Below are 22,222 nucleotides of genomic sequence, written 5' to 3' on the forward strand. Positions count from 1 at the left end.
CCTTACACCTCCACAACAGTTACTCCAGTACCGCCTTCGCTCGGGGTACCGAATCTGTACTTCTTAACCCTTCCATCTCGCCTGAGCACTTCCCATATTCCTACTGCTAATCTCCCTGTCCCTTTTCCATGAATCACGTACCCTACCTTAAATTCAGATAGAACCAGCTTGTCTATGAAATCCTCTACCAGAGGTTCTGCTTCTTCAACAGTCAGACCTCTTACATCTATTTCTGGTTTGCTCAGGGGGTTGTAATAAGAAAAAACAGGATGGGGATTTGATGAATCTTTGAGTTTTTCAGGAGGTATTTTAACAAGTGACGATGAATATGCCTCAATTTTTATGCCAGAAAAATCAACTACGAACTTTTCGCCTCTCATTCCAACAACTTTACCAATAGCTCCTCCATTTTTCAATTGAACAGTATCTCCTGTTGTTATATTTTCTGAGAGAGCTGTTTCCCCAAGCATTTCCATTTTTCTGATTGTTCTTGACTGCCTTTCAAAGATTTTTGACGCATTCCTGAGTGCTTCAAGATCTCTATCGCGCTTTCTCACATTACTTATTGCCTCGTCAATTTGCTTTTTCATTTCCTTTATATAGTTGTACATATTTTTCAATTCTTCGTCAAGTTCTTCAACTCTTCCTTTTTTGAGCCTTTCATATTTTTTCTTGTATTCTTCTTTAATTTTCTTGAGTTCTTCCTGTTCTTCCTCAAGAGCTCTGATTTTCTCCTGGAGAATAATACTTTGCTTTTGATATTTTTCGATAGCTTTCTCAATATTCATGTAATCTTCGCCCATCAAACGGCGGGCGTTTTCAAGAATAGTTTCATCAACTCCCAGCTTTCTCGCAATCTCAAATGCATGCGAGGCACCTGGAACTCCCATCAGAACGCGGTATGTTGGTTTCAGTGTTTCTGGATCAAATTCAACTGAAGCACTGACAAAGTTATCATCATTGGCAGCATAAACTTTCACCGGTGTCAGATGAGTTGTTGCGATGAATTTGCAGCCTGATTGTTTAAGTTTATCCATTATTGCCAGGGCTAATGCCGCGCCCTCCATTGGATCAGTTCCTGACCCAAGCTCGTCAAGCAGCACCAGCGTTGTTTGATCTGCTATACTCAGCGCTCTGGCTATATTTGCCATATGAGATGAAAAAGTACTCAGGTTCTGTTGAATATCCTGTTCATCGCCAACATCTATTACAATTTTTGAAAAACCCGGCAATTTTGAGTTTTTGTCGCAGGTCAGAGGAAATCCAGCCATCATCATACTGCAGAACAAACCAACGGTTTTCAGTGTCACTGTTTTCCCGCCCGTATTTGGTCCAGTAATCACAAGACCACATTTATCTTTTGCGAGTTCTACGTCAATAGCAACAACTTTTTGTGGATCTATAAGTGGATGCCTTGCAGAAATGAGCTTGATCACACCTTCCTGTGAGGGATAGATGACATGTGCATTGTATTTAAGAGCAAACACAGCTCTTGCGTACAATGAATCTATGTATGCAAGAGTTTGCAAATCAGATTTGATTTTACGCCAGTTGTCAAATAACCTCAAAGTCAGATCCCTTAATATTTTGTTGATTTCATCCTGCTCTTGGTCTCTAAGTTCTCTAATGTTATTGTTCAATGGAACAAATTGCTCTGGTTCAACAAAATATGTTACAGCTGTAGAGGAAACAGAATGCACTATTCCTTTGATTTGAGATTTATATGAAGCTTTAACAGGAAAGACATGCCTTCCATCTCTGATGGTTGCAACCGGCTCTTGCAAAAAATTCCTGTGAGAGTTAACGAAATTCTCAATTTCTTTGCGAATTTTCTTTGTAATTTTTTTCTGTTCGTCTCTTATTTCTTTTAGTTTTTCAGATGCGTTATCACGAACCCATCCGTTTTCATCTATACACTTGTGTATTTCTTCAACCATCTTTGTGTAATTACCGAGAGAACCACTCAGTTGTTTTGTTCGAAAATCATCAGCAAGATCAGATAAGTTCTTTTTGACGACCCCAATAATAGATAGCAAATCAGCCATTTTTAGCAATTCTTCAGAACCAAGGGTTTGCGCGCTTTCTATTTTTTCGAAAATATCATCCTGGTCTATCAATGTCAGATTTGATGGCAGAATATCATATTCACTTTTGACAATTTTTATAAACTCGTCAACTGCATTTAATTCATCATGAGGATTGTCTACTGGTTTGAAGCTTTCAAGTAGTTTTTTTCCACAATTGCTCAGCGCGAATTTTTTAACTATAGAGACAATTTTGTCGAAATCGAGTCGTTCAAGTGTATAAACCTCTATTTCTTACACCTCCATATGACCCTATTCTAATATTTGAATATGGCTTTCGAATTCTCGTGTTTTTCCTGACGAATGAATTCGAACAATTAGTTTATATATTCCCGGCTGAGTGATCGCCGATGAATTTTTCGGAAGAAATTTAAAAATTTCATACTTTGCATAAGGGTCCAACCATATTCTAACAGAGGTCTTCTGAAAATCAAGGGCGCTTGGTGGCAGTAAAACTTCCAGTTTATCCAGAAGTAGAAAAATATCTTTTGCTGTGGGATTTTGAAGATATACAGAAAAAGACATCTTAGCACCTAATGGATTTTGCTTTGGTGCATCAGTATAAAAATCTACCTTTTCTATATTACTGCCGTAATCATATTCGCGAACGCAGGCTACTGGAAGCGATAAAGAAGTCAGTGAGCCATTCACTTCAGCTTGAATGGAAAGAATATAACGCCCCTCCTGCTGAAATTGAAATTTCAAATCGTCTTCGATCAAGACACTTTTACCTACACCCACTTCTGACCACATTTTCTGATCGAAAGAATCTTCTTGCCAGATAATTTCATTGTTTTTTTTCAGAGTAACTTTCAAAGATTTTACTTCCAGATCTCTCAAATGTGCAGTATTATTGATTAAATAAACAGATAACTTCATAATTTCTCCCGGAAAATAGAAATCCATTAGTCCATCAACATCTACCTGATATTTTTCAACACTTAAAAAAGTTTTCTGGGCAGTAATCTGCTGGCCGTTAACATTAACTTTTACGTGTACAATGTACTCTCCAGCCTCGAGAGATGTAAGTTCTACCTCTCTTTTCAGGTCGAAAAGCAAACGGCTTGTGAATGGTTCGAGGCTGGCACTTACTGTGTCCTTTTGAACAAAACTGTAGACAGTTTTATCCCCTTTGTTTATACTCAGTGTAAACCCGTCGAGAATCACTTCACGTTCTTTATTATAGTTGTTGTAGAGCCTTACCTGCAAATCAAGTGGTAAACCTGAATTATAGGGGCTTTCTACCTGTAAGAGGAGCTGGTTAATATCTGATTCTTCCGACGGAAGTTGAGCATAATACAATCTCAAACCAAAAAAGAAAATCAGCACAACGACTAAATTAAATATTAAAAAATAAAAACCTTGCCTGCGATATTTCTTTGTGTTTTCCTTTTCTCTCTTGAGAAATTCCTGCTCCTGTTTTTTCCAATCGTCAGGGTCTCTGGAAAAATATTTCATGTCCCGGTCGTCACCCTAAGGACTTCTTCAAAAGAAGTAATTCCTTTTAAAACTTTTTCAAATCCATCTATGAACATGGGGCGCATTCCCATTCGAAGTGCCAGATCATAAATCTCCCTTTCGCCACCACCTGAGACTATAAGATCTTTCACATCTCTATTAACTATTAATACCTCTCCTACTGCTACACGACCTTTGTAACCGGTGCCGTTGCATTCAGCACAACCATTTCCGGCAACATATTCAACAGGTTCTATTTCAGGAAAGGCTGCTTTCCACATTTCAGTATATTCTTTTCTTAGCTCGGTTTTTATTCTGCAGTTTTCACACAATTTTCTGACAAGGCGCTGGCTTATCACACCTATCAGCGAAGTTGCAATCATGTGCCTGTCAATACCCATGTTAACCATCCTGTCAATTGCTGCGGCAGCGCTGTTCGTATGCAAAGTACTTAAAACCAGATGGCCGGTAAGAGAAGCCTCGATTGCAAGGCCTGCCGTTTCTTTATCTCTCATCTCTCCAACCATAATAATATCTGGATCCTGTCTTAAAAAGGATCTCAAATATCTTGCAAATGTCAACCCAATTTCAGGATTCACCTGACATTGAGTAACGCCATCTATTGTGTACTCCACTGGGTCTTCAGCGGTTATTATATTCAATGTAACATCTTTCAGCTTATTTATCATTGCAACTAAAGTGGTAGATTTTCCACTTCCGGTAGGACCAGTTACAAGAATTATTCCATTTGGACGTTTAAGAAGATTCGATATATGTTTATAGTTGAATTCGCTGAAGCCAAGTTCCTCAAGTTGTTTGTACGCGCCTGATACTTTCAATATTCTCATAACTATTTTTTCGCCATGAACAGATGGCATCGTTGAAACACGAAAATCATACTGGTCCCCCTGAATGTTCATGTAAAACTTGCCATCTTGGGGCAATCTCTTCTCAGATATATCAAGGCCTGACATGATTTTTATTCTTGTGGCAACAGCGCCATGTTGAGATTTAGAATAATCGGTTATTTTTCTCAAAAGACCATCTACTCTGTAGCGAACTCTTACGTAATTTCTGAATGGCTCAATATGAATATCGCTCGCTTCCATTTGAACAGCTTTTTGAACTATGGCATTGACCATTCTAACGACAGGCGCTTCCACGTCTGCAAAAGTCTCTTCCGTTTCTTCCTCTACAATTTCAAACTGCTCAACAGGTATTTCTTCCGCCAGAGCCATAGGAGCTCCTTTAACATGCTGTTCATACATTAATGAGAAAAGTGTGGGAGTTATAAGGTAGATTACAGGGTCTTTACCTGTCAAAAATTTTATTTCGCTGGTAATACGTGATATGTTGTACACGCTATCTGTTACAACAACTATTTTGTCATCTTTTTTATCAACAGGAATAGCTCTTAATTCATCAATCATGGCTTTTGGTATACCTCTCAGCACGTCAACCGGAATTGCACGAGGTGGGTCTTTTAGCATTGGAATGTTGTATTGCTGGCTTAAGGCTTCTGTAATTTCTTCCCAGGTGATAATACCCATTTCGACAAGAATTTCACCTATGGCTTTTCGATTCTTTCTTTGCTCATCTAAAGCCTTTATTAACTCTTCTTTGGTTATTAAACCCTTTTCAACCAATATTTCACCAAGTCTTTTATATCTTGGCTTATCCAATGCCATTCATATCCTCCAAGCCCAGTCGATAGACAGCGGGGATTTCGCTCTCCGGGAAAAGATATCTATCCTCTTCATCAAAACCTGTTGCTATTAGAGTTACTCTCAATTCATCGTTTTCAAGTTCATCGTCGATTATCAAACCAAATTTTACATCGGCATCTTCACTGCAGTTTTCTCTAATAATCGCAGCTGCTACATGCATCTCCCTTAATTGTACAGTTCGTGGTGCTGAAACATTTAAAATAATCGCCTTTGCATTTTCCACCGGACGATCCATAAGCTTGCTTTCCATAGCTCTCTTAGCAGCTTCTACTGCTCTGTTTTCGCCCTTTCCGAGCCCTATACCAAGCATGGCTGCTCCGGCATTTCTCATAACTGATTCCACATCGGCAAAATCGAGATTGATATAACCCCGTTTAGTTATCAATTCTGATATACCCTTCACACCCTGATGAAGCGTTTCATCAGCTTTCAAGAACGCATTTACTACTGTTACATCAGGTGGCAATTCTTCAAGCAGTTTGTTGTTTGAGATCCTGATCAAAGTATCTACGTTTTTTCTTAATTTTCTTAACCCCTCTACTGCAACATTCCAGCGTTCTTTTCCTTCAAAATAAAACGGAGTTGTGATGACGGCGACGGTGAGCGCTCCCATACTTTTAGCAATTTCGGCTATGACTGGTGTGGCGCCTGTTCCTGTACCACCACCGAATCCAGCAGTAATGAAGAGCATGTCAGCATCTTGCAAAGCTTGCTCAAGTTCTTCTCTGCTCTCTTCCGCTGCTTCTTCACCAACTTGCGGGTCACCTCCTGCTCCAAGCCCGCGAGTTCTCTTTTCGCCAATTTGTATCTTTATGTTCGCTTTGTTTTCCTCCAGCACTTGAACATCTGTGTTTACAGCAATAAAAGAAACATCTTTTATACCTATTTCCACCATTCTATTGATGGCATTATTCCCAGCGCCCCCAACACCTATCACTTTTATTACAGGGATACGCTTTTTAGTGAATCTATCTGATCCGTTTGTTTTTGATTTTCCCAGTTCAAATGGCATGGAATCTACCTCCCCTTTTTATTACCAGAGGTTCTTGAATATCTCAACAAGTCGCTTGAAGAAACCCTGAGCAACTTCCTTTTTCTGGTACTTGGCAACCGGAAGCTCAAGGTTTTTTTCTTCCTGAATCAAAGAGATAAAGCCGCCAAATGCTGATACATAAGAAGGATCGTCGAGTATTTCTTCTGAATTGTTTATCACGACATTTGTTGATGTGTTGTATGTTCCTATTCGCACTGGATTCTTGAAAACGTCCAGTGCTAAATCAAGTAACCTTGGCACCTTTGCTCCCCCGCCAAGCAAAACCACACCGCCTGGCAGCCCTTTGGTAGAAAACTCTGGTATCGTCATAATTGTTTCTTTATAAACTCGCTTTACTTTTGTTAATATCTCTCTGAGCCGTGCATGTATCACCTTTGCAAGGTCGTTTTTACTTATGCTTCTAATTGTTCTGCCATCGAGTCCTCTAAATTCAACTTCCTGTTGATCAAATGCCATGTCACCATACATAGCATTTCCATGAGTTTTTAACAACCTTTCGGCTTCTTCCAGAGATGTGTTAAAAACTATAGAGATATCTTTTATAACATTTTTCATGCCAAGGGATACAGTTTCAAACCTTATAGGCACTCCCATTCCAAAAATAACAATTGCTGAACTGGAATGCCCTAATTTTACAACACAAACCCCATCTTCTTTTTCATTATCCGTCAGAACACCTTCTGAAGCTGTTATGAGCGACGATGCAAAATCGAAATCCACTGGAATTAAATCTTGAAGAAATTCATATAGAGCATTTGTTGATTTATCTATGGTTACCGTAGTTACATCCATCTGCAAATGATTTGCAAGCATGCCAAGCGGATTGAAAACTGCTTTTGATCTATCTATCATATATCTTTTAGGATAAATATGCAGAACCTGATAACTATCTCCAAAATTTTCAATTATCGATTGCCTCAAACTGTCAATTACATTTTCGTCAATTGTTCTCTTTTCGCTTTCAGAAATATTCATTTCTTTGCTTACCTCGTGAAGAGAAAATCTACCGCAACTTGTTGAGATAATTACGCTGGCTCGGTTTAAATTAACTACTTCATCAATTTGACTCAACATCTGATTGAAACTTTCTCTGAAAGCAATCACATCTTTGATTTCCCCACTGTCAATTCCCCTTGAGTGCGTTGTTGAATGAACCGCAAGCTCATATCCTTCTGGTGTTTTCGATACCACCAGTCCTTTAATTGAATAAGAACCTATATCGATAGAAACGTATGTTTCACTTTTCCTCACCGCCACCACCTCTGATCTTATAGACAAGCCCCGAAGACGAGAGAAAATACTCTGTTCTGGGCTCCATTGTTTTGAGCAATTTTTCCAGCTTTGAACTGTGCCTTATCAAATCATCCCATTCATTGAAATATAATACAACACCTTTTAACAAAATTGCACTTTTATTACTTAATTTAATCTCAGCAATGTATGGATTTTTCAGGACATCCTCGATTCTTTGAATTATATTGACATCATTTGCATCGACTATCAGGCTATTGACATTAACATCTGTTATAAATGCTTGTTTAACAATATCATCAATGGAAGCGGTATGCAAGAGAAACCCCTTTTCAGAAATCCACCAGAATCTATTTTTATAAAATATAATACAATAATCTTCCCCTCGGTCAGGATACAGAACCTTGTCCGGGAAGAAGTTCAAAAATCCGAAAAATGTAATGACAAAACATATTGCTCCTGTAAAATATATTGCTTTTTGTGAGTTATACATCCAAATAGGTCACCTTCAATGCGTGCCTCTCTATAAAACGTCTCCTCTCTGATGGACTTTCACCCATTAATATTTCAAACAATGCATCTGCTTCTTCGGCATTTTCAATATTTACTTGTATCAACTTCCGAGTTTCTGGATTCATTGTTGTTTCCCACAATTGTTCAGGATTCATTTCCCCTAATCCTTTGTATCTTTGAACTTCCAGCTTTCTTTCTTCACCAAGCTCGCGTCTCAAAGCCTGGAAATCCTCTTCTGTGTAAACATACACGGAATTCGAAGAAAAAGATACTTTATACAATGGTGGAACAGCTATGTATATTCTTCCGTCCTCTATTAGAGGTTTCATATACCTGAAAAAGAATGTGAGTAACAGTGTTCTTATATGCGCACCATCAATGTCTGCATCTGTCATAATAATTATTTTCCCGTACCGTAGTTTTGAAGAATCAAAACTATCACCAATACCAGTCCCAACTGCAACAATAATATCTTTAATCTGCTCGTTTGCAAGCAATTTTTGCATTGAGGATTTCTCAACATTCAGGATTTTACCCCTTAATGGAAGTATGGCCTGATATTCTCTATCTCGAGCCTGTTTTGCTGAACCACCAGCGGAATCTCCCTCTACTATGAATAATTCCGAATTTTCGACATTTGATGAAACGCAATCTGCAAGTTTGCCTGGTAAAGATAAGTTTTCCATGGCATTTTTTCGTCTGGCCAACTCTCTGGCTTTACGCGCTGCCTCTCTTGCCCTCATAGTTTTTAATACTTTCTCAAGAATCACCTTTAAAACCTGCTTATTCACTTCAAAATATTCCGATAATTTCTCCTTTAGTATTCTTGAAACAGCTATTCCAGCACTTTCACTGCCAAGTTTTGATTTGGTTTGCCCTTCGAATTCTGGCTCTTTCATAAGTACAGTTACAATAGCTATCAATCCTTCCCGCACATCTTCTCCAGAAAAGGATTCATCTTTCTTCAATATGCCAAGAGATCTTGCATACTCATTCAGCATCTTTGTAAAGGTGTTTTTAAAAGCGGTAACGTGAGTACCATGGTCAATAGTTCTTATGTTGTTTGCATAAGAATATATCTTCTCTTCTTCGTAAGAATCTGTGTACATGATTGCTATTTTGACGATTATTTCGTCCAGTTCGCCAGAAACTTCGATTGTTTCATGAATGGGTTTTCTTCCAGACGCAAGGTAGCGGGCATATTCACGTAAACCCCCTTCATAATGCATTGTAACGGTATATTCGTTTGCCAGGTCCTCAAATATTATTTTTACCTGAGGGTTGAGAAAAGCTAATTCTCTAAGTTTGTTCTCAATTAAATCGGGGTCGAATTTGAGGATTGAAAATATCTGATCATCAGGTTTAAATCTCACGATTGTACCCTGTTTATCTGTTTCGCCAATAACGGTAACTTCGCATTGTGGAAATCCTCTTGAATATTTTTGATAATATATCTTACCTTCTTTGTGGATCCAAACTTCGAGAATTTCCGATAGAGCATTTACCACGGAAGCACCGACACCATGTAAACCCCCACTGACCTTATAAATATTTTTTGAGAACTTACCACCTGCGTGAAGCGTTGTCATGACAACTTCAAGCGCGCTTCGGCCAGTTTCCGGATGCGTGTCAACAGGTATACCTCTTCCGTTGTCCTCGATCTCAACCGTGTTGTCTTCGAAAAGTGTTACACGGATCGTGTTGCAAAAACCAGCCATTACCTCATCTATGCTGTTGTCTACTATTTCATACACCAAATGATGTAATCCACTTTTTCCTGTGGAACCAATGTACATACCGGGTCTTAACCTGACTGCTTCTAATCCCTTCAATATTCGAATACTTTCAGCTTTGTAATCTGTCATAACTTGCACCTCCTAAGGACTATGTCTTTAACCATTTGTTGATGAAACAATTCGTTTATTTTATCTTTTATCTTTCTTTTCATAAAATTGGCCTCAGTAAGCCAGATTGGATCATCACATTCCAGATACAGAACGCCCTCTTTGAATTGTAAGAATTTGCAATGCCTTGCCAAAGCCTCTCCCAAGAAACTGCTTAATTCATATTGAAAAAACGATCTGAGCTTCAATTCTTTGAATAGTGGGTCTTTAAATGAAAGCATATCGAAAATCTCGTTTATTTTCTTCATAACCAGTTTTCCTCTATGGAGCCTATGTATTCTTCAAATTTCGATACGAGAAATCTTCCAACAGATTTTGAGTAAGTTTTGCAACTGCTTAACTCATCAACAGGCACAACGCCTCTACTCGTATGAGTCAAGAAAAGCTCGTCTGCATCGCATAACTCTATTGGTTCAACCCATCGTTCTTCCACAGTTATTCCCAGCGATTTACACAGATCTATCACATTTTTTCTCGTTATCCCGGGCAGAATACCACTATCAAGACTGGGCGTAACAACAGTGTTGTTCTTCACTAAAAACACATTTGAAAAAGTCCCTTCACAAACCTGTCCCTTACTTCCAAGCATGATAACATCGTAGGCATCTCCTTTTTCCATTTTTGCCAGTAATATATCTGTTCTGCCAGCAATTTTTAAATACGCAGGTGTGGCTAAATCATCTATCTTTCTAACTTTGCTCAACGATACTTTTACTTTTTCCGGAAATTTCGAAATGTTCAATTTCTCGAGAAAAATGATTAATTCATAAGATTTTGTCTCAAACCCAAAAGCACTTATATTGCCACGGGGCAACAACATGATTCTTACAGATACATCGCAGTTTACCTTCTCAACACCTTCAGAGATGATCTTCCGAAAATTTTCATAATCCATATCTATTTTTATATGCAAACAACCTGCTGATGCTTTGAGTCTGTCAAAATGATATTTACCAGCAAATAGTTTCCTATTATAGGTTCTCAGTGTTTCATAAACCAAACCTCCGTATAAAAGGCATGGTTCCTCTAAGGAAATATACGCTTCATGCTTTTCAAGCCAGCGCCCCTTCCAGATCAGCAAGTACCGACACCACCCCATTAGTGCTTACGCACTTTACGATTACTCTCTCGATATTCCCAATATCGCCATCGGCAAACTCATGGCGCACATAATATTCGTCGTAACCGGAACATATACCCGATCTGTTATGCTCAACAAGAACATGCCTGATTTTTCCAATACTTTTCTTTCGATATTTTTCTGAAATCTCTTTACACAAAGCTGCAAGTTCTTTTGCTCTTCTCTCTTTTTCATCATTTGATATATGGTAACCAAGTTTACTTGCTACTGTCCCGGGTCTGGATGAATATTTAAAAATGTGCACCTTCACAAAGCCGATTTCCTTGATTAATTCTTGCGTTTGCAAAAAATCGCCAATTGTTTCTCCGGGGAAACCAACGATTACGTCTGTTGTAAAAGAAAAATACTGATTAATTGATTTCAGCTTTTCAAAGATGTCGAGAGCTTCTTCAACAGTATATTTTCTGTTCATCTTCTGCAGAATTCTATTTGAACCGCTTTGCAGAGGTATATGAAGGTGAGGGCATAATTTGTTACTCAAGGCAAATAGCGATATCAATTCGTCTGATAAATCTTGAACATTTATTGAGCTAAGCCGAATTCTCGAATCATCATGAATCTGATTTAGCAGAGTCCTTAATAACATGCTTAAAGATGTTCCTATGTCCCGACCATATTTTCCCAGATTCACGCCTGTAAGTACAATTTCTTTGTACCCATTATTCAAAAGATCGTTCATTTCTTTAATTACAACTTCAACAGGCTTACTTCTTATTTGCTTTCCTCGTGTTTTGGGGACTATACAGTAACTGCAAAATTCATTGCAACCATCCTCAAGTTTTATATACGCCCTGGTTCTATCTGAGAGAAAGCTTTTAACTTTTTCCAAAACTTCCTGATCTGGTTCGCTCACATCTACAAAATTCGAAGAATTTTCAAAGTACCTCGCTATGTAATTAACTAAATTGCGTTTTTCATTGTTTCCAATGATTATATTTGCTCCGATATCAATGAGACTTTGCGCATCTATGTGAGCATAGCATCCTGTTGCTACTATTACAGCATCCGGATTTGATCTTCTTAATTTTCTAATCAATTGTCTCGATTTTCTTGCAGCCTCAGAAGTGACGGCACAGGTATTTAGCACACAAAGATCAGCTTCCGAAAAATTTGGTGACATTACAAACCCGTGCTGCTCAAGTTGTTCAATCATATACTCAGATTCATACTGATTGACTTTACAGCCAAGGAAAGTAACATAAGCTCTTTTCATTTTACAGAGCCCCTTCCATTGCTGCTTTTAAAATATTAGTGCGGCCGATCATACCGACCAATCTGCCAAGATCATCAACCACAGGTATGACTTTTATGTTATGCCTGATCATAATGTCTGCAACATGTATCAAATTAGCATGCTCATTCACAACTATCGGTGGAGAAGACATGTATTCAAAAACAGGCTTATCTTTTACAAGTTTGGCATTTCTGAGAAATTGGTTCATGTCAGGTATGAAAGAAGCTGATTGAAGAAGAGAAAAATAACTTGGCACCGTCGCTCTAATTATATCGCTTTCACTTATAAACCCAATAACTCTCATATCCTCAGAAACTACAGGTATTCCAGAGAGTAATTGACTCGACATTATGCGTAATACGTTCTCAACACTTTCATCTTTGGTTACAGCTGTTACATCGCGGGTCATCACATCAAATACACGCACAGCGATCACCTACCTGAGTCTCTTAATTTCGCAGTTATTCAAACATTCGTTGATTTCGTTATATTCTGGCATTTCTTTCGGCAGTTTTTTGGTTTTTGCTAAAGCAGCTGCGTAGCCAAATTTCGCTACTTCTAAGTGATCGCAATTTGGACAGGTTAGCCTCTTATAAACCATGGCGGCTATATAAGCATCTCCAGCGCCAAGGAGATTCGATATTTCTATCTCTAATGGGGTTGAAATAATCCATACTCCATCACTTGTTGCTACAATATCACTTTTAATTTGGTATGAGATTATTGCCATTTCGGCTCCCATATCGACAAGCTCAGAAGCAGTGTCAACATAATCCTCAAGAGAGATTAGTTTTTTTCCAAGAACAACTGCTTTTTGTCTCACATCCGGTTTTATTACATTCGGAACTTGAATATCGAAAGCAGATCTAATGTAGTCGTCGGTTATTTCCATGAAGACCTGTTTCCCTTTTTCCTTAGCCATCTTTGCCAACATCCCGTAAATTTCTCCACCAAGATTTGGCGGGAGGCTACCTGACAGAACAACTGCCTCTGCTCTTGAAAGAAGCATCTGGTATCTTTTTACAAGAAAATCGACAGTTCTTTTTTCAACGGTTGGCCCGGGGGAGTTGATTTCTGTAATTGTATGATCCTTAGGATCCAAAATAGCTATGTTTTCCCGGGTTTCATGATCAATGTGCACGAAACTCGTGCTTATCAACGGACTTAGTTTGCTTAATTCGGTCAGAAGCACTCTTCCAATATAACCTCCAAGAACACCTATTGCAACCGATTGCACTCTGAGCTTTGCAAGTGCAATAGAAACATTTATTCCTTTTCCGCCTGGAGACATTTGCATATCTTCACGGTGTAAAATTCTGTGTAATTTATTCACTTGAAAATCCTCGATTATAAACTCTCTGTCTAAGGCAGGATTGAAAGTGACTGTTATAACTTTCAAATTTTCACCTCTTCAGTACTAATTCTCTTGGAGCCCCTTTGTATTCAATTCTACCATCTTTTATTGCTACAAACAAATCTGCCATTGGGAGGAAACGGCTTTGATGCCTTGTACTGAGTATTACGACTCTATCTTCTTTTATTGAAGAAAGTTCCCTAACAACCGGGACTATGGCATCATCATCGACGTGGTCAAGAATACAATCTAAAACAATTATTGAAGATTTTCTGACTATTGCCGCAAATAGAAGGACCATTATTTTTTCCATAGTGTAGAATTCCCTGAGAGGGGTTCGCATTTCCCGTTTCAGCAATCTTAATATTCCAAGCCTGTCAAGTTCAGTAGATAGTTCGTCCAGTGAAACTTGCTTTTCCGCCAGAACTAAATTGATAAATTCACCGAATCTGAGATGATCAAGGGCTTCAACAAAAGAAGGCTCTACATAGGTTACGAGTCGCCTCAATGTCTTTTTGTCATAAGCATTAACTGGCTTTCCGTTTACTTTTAATTCACCCGATCGTTCTACATTATCATATATTTCTCTGTTCAATCTGAGGAGGGATCTTAAAAGCGCGGATTTACCAGCCCCTCGAGGGCCGTAGACAATAGCCAACTCACCTGATTTCATTACCAGATCGATATTCCTCAGCACATCTATTCCATCGATAGACAAGGAAAAATTAATAAACTCCACAGAACTACGATCGCTGTTTACTTTCTGCTGTTCTTGCTTGATTGGTTTCTCCATCAGAAAGAGTCATCCTCCTTCGCAGTTCCTCTTTCGCACCTTCTTCACCATCTTTCAGCATACGAAGGAGTTCAATTTGTGATACTGTTTTTGGGTTTTTCGGGTTTTTCTTCATCTTTTCACCCCTTGTATACTTATCAATTATTATTTTACGGTTATTGAATTACTCAAAGTTGTAGCAAATATTACAGAAAAAAGAGTAGGTGATCTTAACATCTGGTTTCTACGAATTTCAAAGTATAGTGTATATTAAAAGCTTAGGAGGTGTTGTTATGAAATTCACAGATTTTTATCCAGGCCAGAGTCATGTTGAAAAATTTGTCATCACAGATGAGATGGTCAGAAGTTATGCAGAATTAATCGGCGACAGGAATCCAGTTCATCTGGATGAAAATTACGCACAAACCACTCGTTTTAAGAAAAGAATTTGTCATGGTATGCTTGTTGCTTCATTAATATCTAAGGTGCTCGGAATGGATTTTCCCGGGCCGGGTACAATTCTTGTAAAGCAGCAAATCAAATATAAATCGCCTGTCTATATAGATGAAGAAATAGAAATACATGTGAAAGTTAATCAAGTAATTCCCGAGAAACATAGACTTTTGTTAGATACACCTGTGATTAAGAAAGATGGTACAACTGTGATAGAGGCTCAAGCAGAGGTATTGTTTGAACAATGAGGCCTTATGGACAGCATTTTTTGAATGATAAGTCCACGGCCATTAAGTTAGTTGAATTGATCTCTCACGATGTTTCGAATAGACGAGTAGTTGAGATAGGAGCCGGGAAAGGTTTTATAACAGGTTTTCTACTGCAAGCTGGGTTTCAGGTCCTGGCATACGAGATAGACCAGAAACTTGCAAAACAGCTTTGTCAGAAATTCGCCAGTCCTGGTTTAAAAGTGTATGTGAAAGATTTTTTGCAGTCAACGCCGGAAGAAATAGAGAATATCAATTTATGTATAGGTAGCATACCTTATCAAATATCTTCAAAAATAATTATAAAATTAATCGAGCTCGGTTTTCAGAAAGTTGTACTGATTGTTCAAAAAGAATTTGCTGAAAAGCTTGTTGCTGAACCCGGTGAAAAGAGATACAGCTTCATAACTGTACTTGCACAAAGCTTCTATGATGTGCAAAAAGTCAGCAATTTACCAAAATCGTGTTTTTCACCAGCTCCGAAAGTGGATTCTGCAATACTCTCAATGTGCAGAAATCATGTGTCAATTAAGATTGATGAGTATATTCTATTTCTTCGAAAGATTTTTGTATCTCCAAACAAAATGGTACATAATATGATCCACTCGGCTATCAAAAAAAGAGTGCGTGAACTCCCGGCTGATGAATTTTTGCGTCTTTTTTTTGAGGAGGGCCAGAATGGACAGAGCGGAGTTGTTTCAAACAGTTCTGGATTCAATAATTGAAGGTGTAATACTGATAGACAAAGACTCCAAGATAACATTTATGAATAAACAGGCATCACTCATGCTTGGCATACCTGTTTCTCAGGTGATTAATAAATCCGTGACAGATGCGATACCAAACACACGCTTACATATTGTTCTGAAAACAGGTGTGCCGGAGGTGAATAGAATCCAACAACTTGGCAACACGAAGATAATTACGACAAGGATTCCCATAAGAGACAAAACTGGAGCAATCATAGGCGCAGTGGCAATCTTCCGTGATATAACGAGTGTTCAAAAGATGGCAGAGGAAGTAACAAATTTGCGGGAAATTGAAGTTCTTCTGAAAACGATAATTGAATCAACAAGCGACGCTATATCCGTAGCAGATGAAAATGGAAGAATTGTTATGGTAAATAAGGCATATACTAAAATCACTGGTTTTTCTGCTCAAGATGTCATAGGCAAACTCGCCACGGTTGATATAGCTCAGGGTGAAAGCATGCATTTGCGCGTAGCACAGACACGGCAACCTATTTATGGTGCAAGATTGCTTGTGGGTCCCGGAAAACGAGAAGTTATCGTTGATGTAACTCCATTATTTGTCAGAGGAGAATTCAAAGGAAGCGTGGGTGTAATTCATGATGTGTCAGAAATAGCAAAATTAACTAAGGAACTTGATGAAGTAAAAAGATTGATACGCAGAATGGGTGCAAAGTACTCTTTTGAGGATATAATAGCTGAAAGCTCAAAAATGAAGATAGCTGTTACGCAAGCTATGAAAGTTGCATCAACTCCTGCCACAGTACTTCTCAGAGGAGAAAGCGGAACTGGAAAAGAATTGTTTGCCCATGCTATTCACAATGCAAGCGATAGACGCGATAAACCTTTTGTAAGTGTTAATTGTGCTGCAATTCCTGAATCAATACTTGAATCAGAGCTTTTTGGCTATACCTCCGGAGCTTTCACTGGCGCAAAAAAGGAAGGAAAAAAAGGCTTGCTGGAAGAAGCTCACCGTGGCACGATTTTTTTTGATGAAATTGGCAAAATGCCTCTTCTTCTTCAATCAAAATTGTTGAGATTCCTGGAGAGCAAAGAAATTGTTCCGGTTGGTGGAACAAAACCTGTGAGGATAGATGCAAGAATAATAGCTGCAACAAACATGAATTTGGAAAAGATGGTTCAGGAAGGATCTTTTCTGCCAGATTTGTATTTTCGACTAAATGTTTTCCCCATCTTTTTACCGCCTTTGAGAGAGAGAAGAGAAGATATACCATATCTCGCACAGCACATAATAAAAAAATTGAATCAACAATATGGAAGACTTGTCGAAGGTATTTCATCGGATGCACTTCGTAAGTTGATACATTACGATTGGCCGGGAAATGTTAGAGAGCTTGAGAATATAATGGGCAGGGCTATGATAAATATGGAGGCTGACGAAAGGATTATAAAATTGCATCATATTCCACCTCTTGAGGAAATTCGTCACTTTTCTTCAATTACAAAGGCCGGAAGTCATAAACAATTGCTTTTAGAATACGAGAAAGGAGTGATACTCAAGGCACTTGAAGAGAATTCGTGGAATGTTCAAAAAACTGCCGAAAACCTGAAAATCAGCATCAGGACGCTTTATTACAGAATGAAAATGCTTGGAATAAAGAGAGAAGGAAGGCGTATATAAATATAGTATAATGGGATCAACTGGGGGAACATCTGTGCGCAGACAACCTAAAAGATCAGATGGAAAGAAAACTTTGAGCAATCTTTTGAATAGTGCCACAAGGCTTTTTGCAGATCGTGGATACTACGGTGTATCGATACCTATGATCGCGCGTGAAGCAAATGTGAAAAATGCAACATTTTATCAGTACTTTAAAGATAAGGAATCTATTTATAGAAAAATACTTGAAGATTCTTTCAACAAATTCTTCAACCTCATGATTAAAATTGACGGAAGGGACACAGAGGAAATTCTGGAGTCTTTTTTGATGAATTATCTTGCTTTCTTTTCCAGAAATAGGCAACATTATAGAATTTTGCATGAGGCAGTTTATTTAAGAAAGGCTACTTTTCGGCGGGTAGAGAAAACTTTGAATGAAGTTTTGTACAAGCTTTTTCCAGGGACACTTGACAAAACAAAAGAGATGATTCTCAGATGGTTTATTACAGGTCCCATTCGTTTTATAGCCATATATAAATCTCTTCACGCCGACTACGAAGTTGACAGGAGAACCATTGACGACTTGGTTGAATTTCTCATGAAGGGATTTGATCCTGATGCCCATGAACTTGACAGGTCTGTTTTCTATATAGACGTTAAACCCCTTAAAATAGAGGTAACTTCTACGAGAATGAAGCTCTTACAGGCTGCTGAAAAACTCTTTGGAACAAGGGGATATAGAAACACAATGATTAGCGATATCACAAGAGCCGCTAACGTGGCTTCTGGCACATTTTATGTGCACTTTAAAAGTAAGGAAGAGATTCTCGAGGAGCTGGTTATGACTACAAATAAAAATTTGAGAATAACACTTTCGACGGCTATAAAAAGATTTCATGATAGGCGCGACGCAGAAATAGCAGGCTTCATGGCATTTCTTAAGTTTTTTATGTTGCACCCGGAAATGTATCTTATAGTCAGGCAAGCGGAATTCTTTAATCCATCTATATCGCGCAACTATTATGAAAAAATTTTTAACAGCTATCTTTCTCCTTTGAGTGAGGCAATTCAATCTGGTCAGTTAAAAAACTATTCACCAAATAATCTGGCTCTTTTCCTCATGGGAATTGGTCATTTCATGGGTGAAGATCTTGTTGTTCAAAAACACGGCAATATTCAGGAAACAACAGTATATCTTCAAAAACTTGCCCCTCTTCTTTTCAAAGGTATATCGTTTCTTAAATCATAATGATTTAAAGAGCAACAGAGAGTAATAACGAGTTTTTACATCCCCTACCAGATTTTACGCCCGAAAACCTGCCTTCCTTTTGGCATATTTAAATTGACTTACTTAAGTCAGCTGTGTTATCATTTAACCTGAATCATCTTTCATATTGATAAATGAGTCACATGTTATTGGAGGTGCTTCAGTGGAGCAACATGCAGGTATAGTAAGCGTAGGAACGTATCTTCCCCAAAAGTACATGACCGCCGAAGATCTGAGTCATCTGGCGTGTATCCCTGTTGATATAATTGTTGAAAAGTTTGGTATAAGAAGGAAATACATTCCGCGTGATAATGAAACGACAAGTTTCATGGGAATTATGGCTGCAAAAGAAGCTTTGAAAAATGCCGGTATTTCACCTGAAGAAATAGATGTTGTCATCTGGAATGGTGCGCAACACAAAGACTATCCGTGCTGGCTTGCAAGCACAAAGGTAGCTCATGAAATAGGAGCAAAAAACGCCTGGGCTTTTGACATGGAAGCGATGTGCGGCTCGATGATAGTTGGTCTTCAGGTTGCGCGATCACTCATGCTTTCTGAGAAAAACATAGATACTATTTTACTTGTAAGTGGGTACAGAAACGTAGATCTTGTGAATTACCAATACAAACACACTTCTTTCATGTTTGATATTGGGGCAAGCGGTTCGGCAGTGGTACTAAAGAAGAATTCAGGAAGAAATGTGTTATTAGGTATCTCAAGCATAGTCGATGGATCTTTCGCCGAAGACTGTGTAGTACCAGTTGGTGGGACAAAAAAATGGCCTTTACAACCTCAAGATCTTGAAAACTATTATTTTCAGATAAAAGATCCAGAGAATTTCAAAAATCGACTGAATGAAGTGACACTCAAAAATTTCTATTTTGTAATTGATGATGCCCTCAGGAAAAGCAATTTATCTCGAAAAGACATCTCATATCTGGCAATGCTGCATTTTAAGAGATCTGCTCATCTCTCAGTGCTCAGAGAACTTGGCCTTAGGGAAAATCAGACTACTTATTTGGAGAAATATGGACACATGGGCCAGAACGATCAGGTTTTTTCAATAAAAGAAGGATTACTTTCTGGAAAGATAAAAGATGGCGACGTTGTTGTCCTTGTGGGAGCTGGAGTTGGCTGGACCTGGAATGCTGCAGTTGTTCGCTGGGGTGATCTCAAAGAGCCAATTAACTGGTAGGAAGGGGATCATTATGGACTGGCATGCTGTTTATAAGTCTAAACTTGTAGATATTGAAGAAGTATTGAGCATCGTTGAATCAAATCAAACAATAGTTGTTGGAATGACGCCTGCAGAACCAAAGCTCTTTTTGAGAAATCTGCACAAAGTTGCTGATAGAGTTGATAATGTCACAGTTTTCACATGCCTGAACATGGAAAATTACCCATTCTACATGGACAAATCGTTCAGTGGAACTTTCGAAAATGCATCCTGGTATTTTGGCCAATCAAACAGAGAAGCTGCAAAAGCTGATTTTGGCACAGTAAGTTATGTCCCAAACAATTTGCATCAATCGGGGACAAACTTACTCGATAGCCGCCCTGTTGATATCTTTGTGGGAATCGCATCGCCAATGGATAAGAACGGTTTTTTGACCTTATCTGCGTCAGTAGTTTATGAAAAAGATGTTATCGAGCAGGCAAAAATCATTGTTCTTGAGGTGAACCCCAACGCACCAAGAACCCATGGTGACACACATATTCACATAAAAGATGTTCATTACATAGTTGAAGTAGATTATGAACTCCCACAGGTTGAATTGGTCGAGCCCACAAAAGCAGAGGCGTCGATTGCACAGCATATAAGTAATCTGATTGAAGATGGTTCGACCATTCAGCTGGGCATAGGTGGAATACCAAATGCTGTTGCAAAATTTCTAACAAACAAAAAAGATCTTGGCGTTCACACAGAGATGTTTACAGAGTCTATGATAGATTTATTTGAAGCTGGTGTGATTACTAACAAAAAGAAAAGCATCTGGAGAGACAAATTCATCTGTGCTTTTGCTTTTGGCACAAAGAGGATGTATCAATTTATCGATGATAACCCATCGGTGTTTTTCCTCAGAGGAAGATATGTCAACGACCCGTATGTGATCTGTCAGAACGATAAAATGGTGAGTATAAACACGGCATTAATGGTCGATTTAACTGGCAATGTTTGTTCTGAAGCGCTTGGCACTCAACATTATAGTGGAACCGGCGGTCAGCTCGATACGCATCGCGGAGCAGTCAAAAGTAAGGGGGGTAAAGGAATAATAGCGCTGAGATCGACGGCAAAGGGTGGAACAATTTCAACAATAGTTCCTGTTCTGCCGTCAGGCTCACCTGTGACAGTACCGCGACAAGAAGTGGATTATGTAGTCACAGAATGGGGCGTGGCATGGTTGAGGGGCAAAACTGTCAGGGAAAGAGTGAAAGCTTTGATCGAAATTGCACATCCAGATTTCAGAGAAACTTTGAAATCTGAAGCTATGAGGTTCCGTATCTTATAAAGAATTAATGCGACAAATAAATGGTTTTAATGATGATGGATTCGAAAAAAGGTAGAATATTATCTGGCCTGGAAAGTGTATCTGAAATTCAGAAAGGAGAGGATTTTATGAGGCTTGAAGGAAAAGTTTGTATCATCACTGGAGCAGCGAGTGGTATAGGTAGAGCAGCGTCTCTGATTTTTGCAAAGGAAGGTGCAATAGTTTGTGCCTGTGATTTGACAAAGGAGCAGCTGGACAAATTAGTTGAAGATGCTGTCAATCTACCGGGAAAAATTGACCCATATATTTTGAACGTTACGAAAAGGGAAGAAGTCTTCAAGGTTGTCGAGCAGATTGTTGCGAAATATGGCAGGATCGATGTACTTGTAAACAACGCAGGCATAACAAGAGACGCTCTGTTGGTCAAGATGACAGAGGAAGAATGGGATGCAGTAATAAATGTAAATCTCAAAGGTGTTTTCAACATGACTCAAGCTGTTGCACCCCACATGATGAAGGCTCAAAAAGGTTCTATTATCAACACATCTTCTGTTGTTGGCATATACGGAAATGTTGGACAGACCAATTACGCCGCCACAAAAGGTGGAGTCATAGCCATGACAAAAACGTGGGCGAAAGAGCTTGCAAGAAAAGGTGCTCAAATAAGAGTTAACGCAGTGGCACCTGGTTTCATCAAAACGCCAATGACCGATAAAGTGCCTGAAAAAATCATCGAGGCCGTTACAATCCGCACTGCACTGGCGAGGATGGGAGAACCTGAGGAGGTCGCAAATGTCTATCTGTTCCTTGCAAGCGATGAGTCTTCATTTGTAACAGGCCAGGTCATAGGTGTCGATGGTGGTTTACAACTCTGAAAGGGGGTAT

The 22,222-nt window shown here is 38.8% G+C and carries 20 protein-coding genes; 7 read left to right on the top strand and 13 right to left on the bottom strand.

Annotation, left to right across the window (positions count from 1 at the left end; all coding sequences use genetic code 11):
* Positions 1-2: 2 nt before the first annotated feature.
* The 13 genes from TLET_RS05375 to TLET_RS05435 are packed head-to-tail and all read right to left on the bottom strand — an operon-like array spanning position 3 to position 14,513.
* Positions 3-2,315: an endonuclease MutS2 gene (locus TLET_RS05375; RefSeq protein WP_012003096.1), complete on the bottom strand. Its 2,313-nt coding sequence runs from the start codon at positions 2,313-2,315 to the stop codon at positions 3-5.
* A gap of 21 nt (positions 2,316-2,336) precedes the next feature.
* Positions 2,337-3,542 carry a hypothetical protein gene (locus tag TLET_RS05380; protein ID WP_012003097.1) on the bottom strand — a complete coding sequence of 402 codons (1,206 nt, stop codon included), beginning with the start codon at positions 3,540-3,542 and terminating at the stop codon, positions 2,337-2,339.
* A complete protein-coding gene (locus TLET_RS05385; protein WP_012003098.1) occupies positions 3,539-5,230 on the bottom strand; it encodes a GspE/PulE family protein in 1,692 nt (563 codons plus the stop codon). Before TLET_RS05385 ends, TLET_RS05380 begins: the two co-directional genes overlap by 4 nt.
* Complete coding sequence (ftsZ, locus tag TLET_RS05390; protein ID WP_012003099.1) at positions 5,217-6,281, bottom strand: cell division protein FtsZ; 1,065 nt, start codon at positions 6,279-6,281, stop codon at positions 5,217-5,219. The genes TLET_RS05385 and ftsZ overlap by 14 nt, the downstream gene beginning before the upstream one ends.
* Positions 6,282-6,302: 21 nt before the next feature.
* Positions 6,303-7,574, bottom strand: a complete 1,272-nt coding sequence (gene ftsA / locus TLET_RS05395) for a cell division protein FtsA (RefSeq protein WP_012003100.1) — start codon at positions 7,572-7,574, stop codon at positions 6,303-6,305.
* Positions 7,561-8,067, bottom strand: coding sequence for a DUF4894 domain-containing protein (locus TLET_RS05400; RefSeq protein ID WP_012003101.1), 507 nt, complete (start codon positions 8,065-8,067; stop codon positions 7,561-7,563). Before TLET_RS05400 ends, ftsA begins: the two co-directional genes overlap by 14 nt.
* Positions 8,060-9,952: a DNA topoisomerase (ATP-hydrolyzing) subunit B gene (gene gyrB / locus TLET_RS05405; protein WP_012003102.1), complete on the bottom strand. Its 1,893-nt coding sequence runs from the start codon at positions 9,950-9,952 to the stop codon at positions 8,060-8,062. Before gyrB ends, TLET_RS05400 begins: the two co-directional genes overlap by 8 nt.
* A complete protein-coding gene (locus TLET_RS05410) occupies positions 9,949-10,239 on the bottom strand; it encodes a DUF721 domain-containing protein (protein ID WP_012003103.1) in 291 nt (96 codons plus the stop codon). Before TLET_RS05410 ends, gyrB begins: the two co-directional genes overlap by 4 nt.
* Complete coding sequence (locus TLET_RS05415) at positions 10,236-11,072, bottom strand: aminotransferase class IV (RefSeq protein ID WP_012003104.1); 837 nt, start codon at positions 11,070-11,072, stop codon at positions 10,236-10,238. Before TLET_RS05415 ends, TLET_RS05410 begins: the two co-directional genes overlap by 4 nt.
* The gene (gene mtaB, locus TLET_RS05420; RefSeq protein ID WP_012003105.1) at positions 11,044-12,345 is read right to left on the bottom strand and encodes a tRNA (N(6)-L-threonylcarbamoyladenosine(37)-C(2))-methylthiotransferase MtaB; all 1,302 of its coding nucleotides are present in this window, start codon (positions 12,343-12,345) and stop codon (positions 11,044-11,046) included. The genes TLET_RS05415 and mtaB overlap by 29 nt, the downstream gene beginning before the upstream one ends.
* A gap of 1 nt (position 12,346) precedes the next feature.
* Entirely contained in the window at positions 12,347-12,793 is a 447-nt protein-coding gene (locus TLET_RS05425) for a CBS domain-containing protein (protein ID WP_012003106.1), read from the bottom strand.
* A 9-nt stretch (positions 12,794-12,802) separates the two neighbouring features.
* Positions 12,803-13,765, bottom strand: coding sequence for a 1-phosphofructokinase family hexose kinase (locus TLET_RS05430; RefSeq protein ID WP_012003107.1), 963 nt, complete (start codon positions 13,763-13,765; stop codon positions 12,803-12,805).
* Positions 13,766-13,769: 4 nt separating this feature from the next.
* The gene (locus TLET_RS05435) at positions 13,770-14,513 is read right to left on the bottom strand and encodes an ATP-binding cassette domain-containing protein (RefSeq protein ID WP_012003108.1); all 744 of its coding nucleotides are present in this window, start codon (positions 14,511-14,513) and stop codon (positions 13,770-13,772) included.
* A gap of 272 nt (positions 14,514-14,785) precedes the next feature.
* Between TLET_RS05435 and TLET_RS05440 the strand changes: the two genes are divergently transcribed.
* From TLET_RS05440 to fabG, 7 genes are all read left to right on the top strand, one after another.
* A complete protein-coding gene (locus tag TLET_RS05440; RefSeq protein WP_012003109.1) occupies positions 14,786-15,193 on the top strand; it encodes a MaoC family dehydratase in 408 nt (135 codons plus the stop codon).
* Positions 15,190-15,936 (top strand): 16S rRNA (adenine(1518)-N(6)/adenine(1519)-N(6))-dimethyltransferase RsmA, encoded by a 747-nt coding sequence (gene rsmA / locus TLET_RS05445; protein WP_012003110.1) that lies wholly within the window; start codon positions 15,190-15,192, stop codon positions 15,934-15,936. Before TLET_RS05440 ends, rsmA begins: the two co-directional genes overlap by 4 nt.
* Positions 15,890-17,602, top strand: a complete 1,713-nt coding sequence (locus TLET_RS05450) for a sigma-54 interaction domain-containing protein (protein WP_012003111.1) — start codon at positions 15,890-15,892, stop codon at positions 17,600-17,602. The genes rsmA and TLET_RS05450 overlap by 47 nt, the downstream gene beginning before the upstream one ends.
* Before the next feature lie 34 nt (positions 17,603-17,636).
* The gene (locus TLET_RS05455) at positions 17,637-18,830 is read left to right on the top strand and encodes a TetR/AcrR family transcriptional regulator (RefSeq protein ID WP_012003112.1); all 1,194 of its coding nucleotides are present in this window, start codon (positions 17,637-17,639) and stop codon (positions 18,828-18,830) included.
* Between the two features lie 181 nt (positions 18,831-19,011).
* Positions 19,012-20,043 (top strand): 3-oxoacyl-ACP synthase, encoded by a 1,032-nt coding sequence (locus TLET_RS05460; protein ID WP_012003113.1) that lies wholly within the window; start codon positions 19,012-19,014, stop codon positions 20,041-20,043.
* Between the two features lie 13 nt (positions 20,044-20,056).
* Positions 20,057-21,358 carry an acetyl-CoA hydrolase/transferase family protein gene (locus tag TLET_RS05465; protein ID WP_012003114.1) on the top strand — a complete coding sequence of 434 codons (1,302 nt, stop codon included), beginning with the start codon at positions 20,057-20,059 and terminating at the stop codon, positions 21,356-21,358.
* Positions 21,359-21,465: 107 nt separating this feature from the next.
* Positions 21,466-22,212 carry a 3-oxoacyl-[acyl-carrier-protein] reductase gene (gene fabG / locus TLET_RS05470; protein WP_041428572.1) on the top strand — a complete coding sequence of 249 codons (747 nt, stop codon included), beginning with the start codon at positions 21,466-21,468 and terminating at the stop codon, positions 22,210-22,212.
* The last annotated feature ends 10 nt before the right edge of the window (positions 22,213-22,222 follow it).

Origin of the sequence: Pseudothermotoga lettingae TMO (assembly GCF_000017865.1) — a bacterium.
Taxonomy (GTDB): domain Bacteria; phylum Thermotogota; class Thermotogae; order Thermotogales; family DSM-5069; genus Pseudothermotoga_B; species Pseudothermotoga_B elfii.